The 8514-nt window shown below is 43.6% G+C and carries 5 protein-coding genes; 1 reads left to right on the forward strand and 4 read right to left on the reverse strand.

What is annotated here, in order from left to right:
- Positions 1 to 65: 65 nt before the first annotated feature.
- From ACM0OY_RS38465 to ACM0OY_RS38475, 3 genes are all read right to left on the reverse strand, one after another.
- A complete protein-coding gene (locus ACM0OY_RS38465; RefSeq protein WP_414573970.1) occupies positions 66 to 686 on the reverse strand; it encodes a Uma2 family endonuclease in 621 nt (206 codons plus the stop codon).
- Between the two features lie 994 nt (positions 687 to 1680).
- Positions 1681 to 4911 carry an efflux RND transporter permease subunit gene (locus tag ACM0OY_RS38470; protein ID WP_414573971.1) on the reverse strand — a complete coding sequence of 1077 codons (3231 nt, stop codon included), beginning with the start codon at positions 4909 to 4911 and terminating at the stop codon, positions 1681 to 1683.
- A gap of 61 nt (positions 4912 to 4972) precedes the next feature.
- The gene (locus tag ACM0OY_RS38475; protein WP_414573972.1) at positions 4973 to 6373 is read right to left on the reverse strand and encodes an efflux RND transporter periplasmic adaptor subunit; all 1401 of its coding nucleotides are present in this window, start codon (positions 6371 to 6373) and stop codon (positions 4973 to 4975) included.
- A gap of 853 nt (positions 6374 to 7226) precedes the next feature.
- Between ACM0OY_RS38475 and ACM0OY_RS38480 the strand changes: the two genes are divergently transcribed.
- Complete coding sequence (locus tag ACM0OY_RS38480) at positions 7227 to 7400, forward strand: hypothetical protein (RefSeq protein ID WP_414573973.1); 174 nt, start codon at positions 7227 to 7229, stop codon at positions 7398 to 7400.
- 72 nt (positions 7401 to 7472) lie between these two features.
- Here the strand turns inward: ACM0OY_RS38480 and aroF are convergent, their stop codons facing one another.
- A complete protein-coding gene (gene aroF, locus ACM0OY_RS38485) occupies positions 7473 to 8345 on the reverse strand; it encodes a 3-deoxy-7-phosphoheptulonate synthase (protein WP_414573974.1) in 873 nt (290 codons plus the stop codon).
- Positions 8346 to 8514 lie beyond the last annotated feature (169 nt).

Genomic DNA, 8514 nt, shown 5'->3' on the forward strand with positions numbered 1-8514 from the left:
CTAATGACTAATGACTAATGACTAATGACTAATGACTAATGACTAATGACTAATTCAAAATAGTATCAGCTTGCACCAGCATAAAAAATTTGTTTTGCTGTTAAATTTAAGTTTGGAAAAGTTGGTGATTGGATACGCTCATCACCTCGAAATTTATTAATCTGATATTCACCTTCGTCTAAAGAACAAACTAAGATAGTTGGTTGTTTGGGCTTACCAATAAATTCTCTACCGCCTAATGCAGCATAGTCTACAATCCAGTATTCAGGAATTCCCATTTCCTCATAGTCAGCGTATTTTTTGTGATAATCATCACGCCAATTAGTACTGACTACCTCCACAACTAAAGGAATAGATGCGGCTTGGTTTACAGTCGATGCTTTTTTCCACAAAGGTTCATTTATTAAATTGGGTTGATTAAGTATCAAGATATCTGGTGAATAAGCTGATTCGTTTTCTAGTGGTTTGATGAATACTGTTTTGGGAATAATATAAGGAAGATTTAAGCGGTCAAATTCAACACTCAATTTTCTAACTAAAAATCCTGTAACCTCTTCATGGTCGCCTGTTGGTTGTGCCATTTCAACAATTACTCCATCATGGAGTTCATAACGTTTTTGTGAGTTGTCTGGATACTGAGCAATAAATTCATTGAATGTAACTAGTTTGCGTAAGGTTTGAGTCATGGCTTTATTTAAGGGAGTGAGGAATAGGGAATGAGGTGAGTTGAAATGGCTAAACCCAAAGATAACCCGAAAACTTCACAACCGTTTACCACCGATAAAGAATAAGGTGTTTTGCATTTAACTTGCACATTGACAGTTGACAGTCAACAGTTAACGCTCAACAACCACTCCTGTTGGTTATGCTTTTTTTGCACGCATTAGCTTAACCATTGAGCTAGTGATAAATTTCTTTGTTTTGCCCAGGACTTACGCAAAAATAGCCAAAAAGATTAATTTATCGAACCGCCAAGACGCCAAGAACGCCAAGATTTCGTAGAGTTTGCGTAAGTCCTATTGCCTTAAGAGTAGAAGCTTCCGCTTTGCTGTAGTAAGGGACTTTCAACGAAAAAAATATTCCATAGTAGGGGCTTTACAGCTGTAAAGCCCCTACAAATGTACAAATACAGCAGATTGCAAGTAAGTGAGGTACAAAATTCAGGACTGATTTATCAAATATAAACAGTGTTTACCTCTTCCCTCCTGCCTCCTGCCTTCTGCCTCCTGCCTCAAAACCCGTAACTTTGTACTTCATGCAAATGAAAATTGCTGTAATTTGGGATAATTTATTTTCTGGAAGTCCCTAACTTCTGTCTTCGCGTTTTGTCTTACGCGCAGCCTGTAAAACTTTCCGCCTTCCTTGTAAGAGCTTCTGCCTTGACGTTTCAGTATAACGCGCAGCCTGTGAGACTTTCCGCTTTCTTTGTAAGAGCTTCTGCCTTGACGTTTCAGTATAACGCGCAGCCTGTAAGACTTTCCGTCTTCCTTGTAAGAGCTTCTGCCTTGACGTTTCAGTATAACGCGCAGCCTGTAGCAACTTCCGTTTTGAGGATAGCTAGGAATATCAGATGGCTAGAGGTATTTGTAAAAGCCAAAACAACATGCGCCTCTGTGGTTCGATTTTCCGTAGCCTGTGCGTAAGTCCTGAATTCTTTAAAACAAATACAATAAAGTTTCCTTAATGTTGTTGCCAGTTGCGCTTTTGCAACTTTGTTTGCCACGACTCAATGTATGTGTAAAAAACCGGCGTTAAATAAAGTGTGAGGAACTGCGAAAATACTAACCCGCCAACTACAGCTAAACCAAGGGGACGGCGTGTATCTGCTCCGGCTCCCAAACCAAGGGCGATGGGTAATGTGCCCATGAGTGCTGCCATTGTGGTCATCATGATTGGGCGGAATCTCACTAAGCAGGCTTGATAAATAGCATCATAGGGAGTTTTGCCTTTGTGACGAGCTTCAATTGCAAAGTCAACCATCATGATCCCATTTTTCTTGACAATGCCAACCAGCAAAATAATGCCCACGAAGGCATAAATATTCAAGTCAACTTTAAACAGTAACAAAGTCAGCAGTGCGCCAAACCCAGCGGATGGTAAGCTAGAAAGGATGGTCAGCGGGTGAATGAAGTTCTCGTAGAGAATCCCCAACACAATATAAATTACTAATATGGCAACCAGCAGTAGCAGTCCTAAACCCTGAATTGAAGACTGGAACGCCTGCGCTGAACCCTGAAAGCCTGTACTAATGGTAGCTAGTAGCGTTTGACGGGCGAGTTGTTCAATTTTAGGGGTGACATTACTGAGTGATATTCCTGGCTTGAGATTAAAAGAGAAGGTGACGGAAGCTAGCTGCCCTTTATGGTTAATGGTCAGTGGCCCTACATCCTTAGTCAAAGTTGCTACAGCATTGAGAGGTACAAGTTGTCCATTGGGGGCGCGAACCGAGAGCAAGTCTAAGGCATTGGAATTTTGTTGATATTTTGGTTCCACGCCCATAATCACTTGATACTGGCTATCGGAGGCGTAGATGGTGGAAACTTGGCGAGTCCCGTAGGCATTACTCAGGGCAGTTTCAATTTGATTAGCAGTCAAACCGAGAGCTGAAGCTTGGTTGCGGTTGATGTCTACTTTGACTTGGGGATTTTTGATTTGCAGGTCACTGTTGACATCTTGCAGTTCAGACAGGTTGCGGAGTTGATTTTCTAAAAGTGGGGCGTATTGGTAAAGTTCTTGAATGTTGGGACTTTGGAGAGTGTATTGATACTGCGCTTTTGTCTGTTGTCCACCGATATTAATGGCGGGGGGATTTTGCAAGAAGACCTTGATTCCAGGCACAGTTGACAACTTCGGTCGCAGTTCCTCAACTATTTCATCAGCACTGAGATGACGCTCATGGCGGGGCTTGAGTTCGATTAAAAGTCGTCCGCTGTTAGCAGAAGCATTTGGCCCCCCAGCCCCGACGCTGGAGTTTATGGAATCGATATTAGGATCTCGGTAAGCGATCGCAGCTACAGCCTGTTGATGTTTTACCATTTGATCAAAGGAGATATCTTCTGATGCTTGAGTCGTTGCAGTGATTTGTCCAACATCAGCATTGGGCACAAATCCCTTGGGCACAACTATAAATAGATAGACTGTCGCTAAAAGAATCGCTCCCGAAATCACCATCGTTGTCCGGTGATACTTCAGCGACTTCTTCAAACTCCAATCGTATCCCCGCAACAACAAATCAAAGAAACTTTCCGAAATATTGTAGAGACGAGTCTGGAAATTTTGGATTTTAGATTTTGGATTTTGGATTTGGGCATCGGGCATTTCTCCCCCTGCTTCCCCTGCTTCCCCTGCCTCCACTACCTCCCCTGCCTCCCCTGCTCCCTCATGATGAGGTGGACGCAAGAATCTGGAACACAGCATTGGCGTTAAGCTCAGGGAAATTGCGCCAGAAACTAAGATGGCAACGCTGATGGTAATGGCAAACTCACGGAACAGTCGCCCCAGAATGCCTTCCATGAAAAGCACAGGGATAAATACTGCTACCAAGGAAATGGTCATAGATAAAATTGTGAAACCAATTTCTCTAGAACCATTCAGGGCTGCTTCCATGCGGCTCTCACCCATCTCCATGTGGCGGACAATATTTTCTAGCATGACTACGGCATCATCCACCACGAAACCCACTGATAAAGTTAATGCCATCAGCGATAGGTTATCGAGGGAAAAGCCCAGCACCAGCATAACTGCAAAGGTCGCCACAATTGATAGCGGTACTGCCAAACTGGGAATGACTGTGGCCGAGATATTGCGAAGGAATAGAAAGATTACCAGTACTACCAAAGCGATGGTGAGTAACAGCGTGAATTGTACATCATCTACGGATTCGCGAATTGATTGAGAGCGATCGTAGAGAATATTCATGTTCACAGCCGCCGGAATCTGTTTTTGGAAGGTGGGTAGGAGTTTCTTAATTGCATCCACCACTTGGACAGTATTAGTTCCCGGTTGGCGCTGAATTGCCAAAACGATCGCCCGCACGCCAAAATTTTGGATTTTGGACTGCTCCTTACTCCCGTTCTTCGTAGGAAAATACCAGCTGGCAATCTTATCATTCTCCACGCTGTCCAGCACTTGACCGAGTTCACCTAGCTGCACAGGTGCGCCGTTTTGATAAGTTACAGCTAGGGAGCGATAGTTAGCTGCATCATTGAGTTGACCGTTTGCTTGAATTGTATAATTCTGCTGCTGCCCGTAAAGTGTGCCTGTTGGTAGGTTAACATTTCCGTTAGCGATCGCATCAGCTACTTCATCAATTCCTATACCTTTAGCACTTAATGATTCCGGGTCAAGCTGAATCCGCACCGCATACTTTTGCGAACCGTACACCTGCACTTGCGCCACCCCATCCACCATCGACAGACGTTGTGCCAAAAGCGTTTCGGCGTATTTATCTACAGTTGAAAGCGGCAAAATAGATGAATTTAAAGAGATGTAGAGGACTGGCTGATCTGCCGGATTTACCTTGCGGAAAGAAGGGGGATTAGGCATATTAGTCGGCAACTGCCTAGCTGCTTTAGAAATAGCAGACTGCACATCCTGTGCTGCCCCGTCAATATCTCGATTGAGGTCAAATTGCAGCGTCATCTGTGCGCTACCCAAAGAGCTGGTAGAGTTCATTGAACTCAATCCAGCGATGCTAGAAAACTGCTGCTCTAAAGGAGTTGCAACCGAAGAAGCCATCGTTTCTGGACTGGCTCCAGGCAGATTTGCCGTTACCTGTAATGTCGGATAATCCACATTGGGCAGGTCACTAACGGGTAGCTGTTGGTAACTCATTAGCCCAAATATTAAGATGCCAACCATCACTAGGGTTGTCATGATTGGACGCCGGATGAATAGCTGAGAAATGTTCATCTTAGTGATTAGTCATTTGTCATTAGTCATTAGTCATTAGTCATTAGTCATTAGTCATTTGTCATTTGTCATTTGTCATTTTTCCCTCTGCCCCTGTGCCTTCTACTTGGGGTTTCACCTGCACTGTGGCGCCAGGTACTAGGTTGAATTGTCCATCGGTGACGATTTGCTCACCTGGTTGCAACCCTTGTTTAATCGCCGTTTCGTTGCCAATGGTGTCGCCTACGGTAACTGGGCGCATTTCTGCTGTTTTGTCGGCTTTAACTACGAATACAAACTGCCCCTGCTGTCCAGTTTGGACTGCTTGGGAAGGCACGGTTATGACATTCGGTTTTTCGGTTAGCTTGAGGACTACGTTGACAAACTGCCCTGGAACCAGGCGATCCTCTGTATTGGCAAAGGTGGCTTTCAGTTGAATTGTGCCTGTTTGGGTATTGAGTCCGCTATCTACAAAGGTGAGTTCACCCCGTATCGGACGCGCTGTGTCTTTCGGAGGTATGGCACTGACTTCTAACTTGCCGTTAGCACTGTACTTCTTCAAATCTGGCAGCAATCTTTGGGGAATGGAAAAGGTAACGTAAATTGGGCGGATTTGACTGATGGTAATTAAAGGATCGGTGGCATTGGCTTCTACCAAGTTGCCTTGAGTTAGCTTTAGACTACCTGTGCGTCCAGTAATTGGTGAGTAAATGGAACTGTAGGAAAGCTGGATTTTGGCATTGTCGATCGCAGCTTCATCTGCTGCTACTGCTGCTTTGGCATTTTGTACATCTGCTTGGGCTGCCACCACGGCTGCTTGAGCGTCTGCTACTCCATTTTGGTCTGCGTTAACTGTTGCCCGTTGAGCATCAGCTGTCGTCTGGAACTGATCCGCCTGTTCTTTACTGATTGCCCCTTCTTGAAGTAAGCTGTTGTATCTCTTCGCCTGGACATCTGCATTTTTGGCTTGGGCAACATCCTTAGCTACATTCGCTTTTGCTTGGTTGACTTGGGCGATCGCTTTGGTCACATTTGCCTGTGCCTGTTTCACCTGCGCCAAATCTTTGGCTTTGGCAGCATTAGCTTGCATCAGGGCTGCTTCCAAGGAACGAGAATCAATTTTAAATAACAAGTCTCCTTTTTTCACATTCTGTCCTTGCTGAAAATAAACCCCGGTAAGTTGTCCACCTACCTGTGACTTGACAGATACCGTAGAATATGCTTCGACTATTCCCGTAGCCGAGAACTGTATGGGAATAGTCTTTTGAGTTGCAGTAGCAATCACCACTGGCACAGCTCGGTTTTTACCTGCTTGTTTGCCACTTGATTGAGCGTCAGTTGCATTACAAGCAGCACACAAGTAGGTAAAACCCAGCAGCAGTAGCCATAACCGTCCTCTTAAAATCAAGCCATAAAAACGAGGAATGTTTTGAGCAACTATAGATAAAAGCTTTGTCGTCTGAACGGAGATTAAACAACGCATATCAACAATCAGGGGAAAGGGGAAGCACAGATACGTAGTGGTAAAGTTGTGGTTTTACTAGAGTCAGCCAGAACCAAGCGACTGCATTAGCGATCGCCTATTTTTAGTCAATTAGGACTTACGCAAAAACTCTCTGAAACTCTTATTTCTTTGTGTCCTACCCTGCGGGAAGCCACTTCGTGTCTATGCGTCCTTTGCAGTTCGTTATTTCATGATTTTGCGTAAGTCCTGTCAATACTTAATTATTAGAAGGAGTGTCACCCATTCCCTAAAGGGCAGGGTTTGTTGCCAGACATTGCATTTTTCGCAAAGCAAAATTCTGCAATCAATTTTAGTAGATTAACTTAATATTAGCTGCTCTAAATATTAGCATACTAATAATTTATTTTTTAGCCTAGCTCTTAAGAGAGAAATTTGTGTGAACCTGGTTTGACTTTCGTATGAATATGTTGTGACATTTGTAAAAAATTAAAGATAATTAAATCACAAACATCTGATTATTTATAATTACTGCTAACTAGTAACTTTATATATCAATACGCTTAGTATTAAGGCTAAAACTCTTTGTCAAAGTCAATTTTTTTTAACGAACCGCAAAGAACGCATAGACACGAAGTGGCTTCCCGCAGGGTAGGACGCAAAGGAAGAGAAGAAAGAAATGCTTAACTGAACTGTATTGCTTTATATATAAGACTGCGATTTTATTTATGAATTTAGCTGTGTAGCAAGATATTTATGAAAGATTAAAGTGTATGGAATTTTGATAAATTAAATATGGTTGCTATATCTTGGTTAAGAAGATAGGACTATTATTTGATTATTGAACTTACTAGGGAATTACTGGGCTTCTCTAATGTTTGCCAGCCGCCCAACACGCCATTGGAGCCTTTTGATTTATCCTGTTTTGGAAGCACAAACTACGGTGTTAGTTCTTGTGCGACAATTTTATATACAGGACTTACGCAGACTCTACGAATCCTTAGCCTCTTCTCTAGGAGACGCTACGCCTTCACGTAGTATCTCCTAGAGAAGGCGGTTCGATATCAATTAAGCTTTTTGGCAATTTTGGCGTAAGTCCTGATATAGTTCAATATTTTGTTCAAGCAGCACAAATAAAAGGGGTAGGTTTAGAACCCACCCCTTTTGTTTGTGATATGCTGCGCCCAACGGCTGTTGCTATCAGCTTTAAACTATCAACTAAATCCACCATATCTTCTAAAGAAAGTGCTTGACGGGCATCAGAAACAGATTTTTCTGGTTCTGGGTGACACTCAATTATTAACCCATCTGCGCCGCAAGCGATCGCAGCCCTAGCTACAGGTGCTACCAATTCCCGTTTACCCACAGCATGGGAAGGATCTACAATCACAGGCAGGTGAGTTATTTGTTTGAGTGCTGCTACTGCGCCTAAATCTAGGACGTTGCGGGTGTAATCATCGAAACTGCGGATACCCCTTTCGCACAACACCACATCAGGATTGCCGTGGCTGAGAATATATTCAGCCGCCATGACAAATTCTTCAATTGTCGCTGCTAAACCGCGCTTGAGTAATATCGGTTTACCAGCTTGCCCTAAAGCTTTGAGCAAATCGAAGTTTTGCATATTGCGGCTACCAACTTGCAGCATATCAGCGTGGGTGGCGATCGCTTCAATTTGGGAAATTGACATCACCTCCGTGACGACTGGCATATTGTAATGCGATCGTACCCTGGCCAAAATTTCCAATCCCGACTCGCCCATACCCTGGAAAGCGTAGGGAGATGTACGGGGTTTGTAGACACCACCACGCAAGGCTTGTACCGATGCAGTACATAGCTTTTGCGCCACTGTCTCCATTTGTTCCCAACTTTCAACGGTACAGGGACCACCGATAATTACCAATTCTTTACCACCGAAAGCAACTTTTTCTGAAACTTTAACGATTGTCTGGTGATTTGGATGAGATTGTGCAGCAAGTTTAGCGTTAATCATGGTTTAATTCTCGTGAAAAATTAAGTATTGGGGATTGGGGATTGGCGATTGGGGATTGGCGATTGGCGATTGGGTACTGGATATGTAAGAAAACAGTCTTTAGCCCTAGTTCCTAGTCAATACTTGTCGGGTTTTGGGGAAAAGGGGAAGGGGAAAGGGGGAAAGAAAA

It is taken from the genome of Nostoc sp. CCY 9925, assembly GCF_963920935.1.
Lineage (GTDB): Bacteria > Cyanobacteriota > Cyanobacteriia > Cyanobacteriales > Nostocaceae > Nostoc.